We start from the raw sequence: 2,636 nt of genomic DNA on the forward strand, positions 1-2,636 counted from the left end.
ACTCAAACAAGACATCTCCATCTGGTAACGTCACACCTGCTGCGAAGGGATCATTCCACGTAAATGTCAGGTTGCCCGGGGTCGGGTTACCCACTGACGCCGACGTAAAGCCTACCAACGCAGGATTGAAGTTTTGTGAGCCTGTAAATGTCAAGGCAGCAGGATCGTAGTTGATACTGAATTGAATACCCAAAATATTGTCAAAGTCATTCACCGTTACCGGTAAACAGACATTGTCGCCATTGTTCGCCGTAGCATCTGCTAAAATCAACGTAAAGCCTTCTATTGGCGTATTGATCGTAACCGTGCCGCTGTTCACATTGGTCGTAACAGCATCACCATCGCCATTCTGAATAGTACGGGGGGCAGGAAGTGTTACATCCGACGTCGTGTTGCCCGTCACATCAAAACATACACTAACCAGCGAGGTGCCATTCGGAAGCGTAACTCCTGTCGCATTCGTCCAGTTTACCGTCAACACGCCCGCTGAGGGGTTCGTGATCGATGCCGCTCCCCAACCAGGTAAGCTCGCATTGAAACTTTGCGCTCCTGTAAAACTCAAAATCGAGGCATTGTAGTTCATATTGAACTGCATGCTCGTTATATCTGTAAAGTTCGTTACCGTTAACGGTAGACAAACATTGTCGCCTGTGTTTGCTGACACGTCAGCAAGTGTAAGTGTAATCGGGGGTGGGCCCGTTGTTCCTCCTATGGTAACGGTGCCACTTTCACTGTTGAAAGGAACAGTCATTTCATTGCCATCAATGATCTCAATCGGTGTTGGTGTACCGGAAAAATTAACAGTCGTTGTGCTACTCCCTGTGACCGTAAAGCAAAGCTCTAGTAAAGTAGCCCCATCAGGAAGTGTTACGCCTGCTGCAAAAGGATCATTCCACGTAAACGTCAGGTTGCCCGGGGTCGGGTTACCCACTGATGCAGAGGTAAAACCTACTAGAGCAGCATTGAAATTTTGTGAGCTAGTGAACGTCAATGCAGAAGCATCATAGTTAACACTGAATTGCATCCCCAAAATACTATTAAAGTCGTTTACCGTAACAGGCAAACAAACATTGTCGCCAGTATTCGCGGTCACATCAGCAAGGCTTAATGTAAACCCTGTTGGGCCACCGCCGCCGCCATTGACTGTTGCTAACGCATCATTCCCAACAAACCCAAGGTCATTACCCTGTGCATCAAGAACCTCAATAGACTGTGGTAAATTTTCATTGAACTCAATAAGCGTAGTACCTCCTATTTCACCTTGAAAGGTCAAAGAGAATAAGACGGTTTGGTCTGCGAGGCTCACACCCGTAAAATTCGGATGATTCCAACTTAACACGACTCGATCATCAGGTGCATTTCCCGATCCAGGAACACCAAAAGAGCTAGTGGTAAGCCCGGGAAGGGCCGTCGAATTAATATTAGAAATTGATTGGTAACTAATGATCGCATCATTCCAACTAATAGGAAATTGGATACTGGCTACATTAGCAAAACTACTAACCCTCACGTCAACAGTAAAAGAGTTGCCTTGGTCGACTAGGTTATTAGAAGGGGTAAGTGTAAAAGTCGGCTGGGCCGCTAACTGGACAATGCACAGCAATAGCAACCCAGTGAACAGGTGTTTTAGCAGTCCGTTCATGGTTTTGGGGAATTTGGGATGTATGATTAAAGTAGTCCGTCTAACTAGGGTGCCATATAAAGCAATCGCCGGGTAATAGAGACATCACCCATTTGAAGTTGCAAAATATAAGCACCTGTATGTTTAAAAAGTGTATTTTCTAACTTAAGCACATTGCTTCCTGGACCAAAAAAGGTTTTACCATCCATAATTCGCTGGCCACTTATTTCACTTAATGTCCAAGAGATTTCACCTCCTTCATTGAGCTCAATAATAACATTAGCAGCCTCAGAGAATGGATTAGGAGACACTTCTGCTTGAAGGCGTGAGTCTGTCGTAATCGATGTACTGTTAATCTCACCAATCGTAATAATGCCTCCTAAAAACAATGCTTCTAGGTCAGCTTCCGACGTATCAACAACCTCCATCAAGCCACCGAAATCGATTACTGTCTGTTCTCCTTCTGCACCAATTACTTCCAGTTGCAAAGTAAAGAGTACACCCTCATCATCCAGTGTGTTACCAGAAAGAGAACTGTCAAAATACAAGTAGGTTAACTCTCCCCCTGTAGCATTCATTGCATTGAAATTATCATCCTCAGAAAGGTCAAACGCAATATTATCAACGCCAACATACCGTAACATCATAGAATCCCATGTCACTGCAAAAGCGGAAGTGACTATGTCATTATAATTGCTCACAAGTACATCAATATCAACAGTTTGACCTGGTTCGACATCTTGATAATTAATATAAATAGAAGGGGTTTCTTGTGCTGTAAGAGATAACGACACAAGCAATAAGGCGATAACCCCAAAGCATTGGGATGGTTGAAACTTCATGGGATTATGTAAATTAAATTACTCAATATAAATATTGGTGCAAGTTACAAAATTTTATGGTAAGTAATGAAGCATTATTTTTTCATTGAATTTTCTGACAATTGTATTAATAAAATACCTGTACAATAATTAATCATTGCTGGCGGTATACAAACAGAGAGGGCCCCGGAAAT

At 43.2% G+C, this 2,636-nt stretch carries 2 protein-coding genes; both read right to left on the reverse strand.

The features are described from left to right. Nucleotides 1-1,642, reverse strand: a 1,642-nt coding sequence (locus tag ACRBG0_RS26795; RefSeq protein WP_431489903.1) for a cohesin domain-containing protein, incomplete at its 3' end; no start/stop codon positions are given. Between the two features lie 44 nt (nucleotides 1,643-1,686). Then, on the reverse strand, nucleotides 1,687-2,463 hold the full coding sequence (locus ACRBG0_RS26800) for a cohesin domain-containing protein (RefSeq protein WP_431489904.1): 777 nt from the start codon (nucleotides 2,461-2,463) through the stop codon (nucleotides 1,687-1,689). Nucleotides 2,464-2,636 lie beyond the last annotated feature (173 nt).

Origin of the sequence: Lewinella sp., from assembly GCF_050633125.1 — a bacterium.
Lineage (GTDB): Bacteria > Bacteroidota > Bacteroidia > Chitinophagales > Saprospiraceae > Lewinella.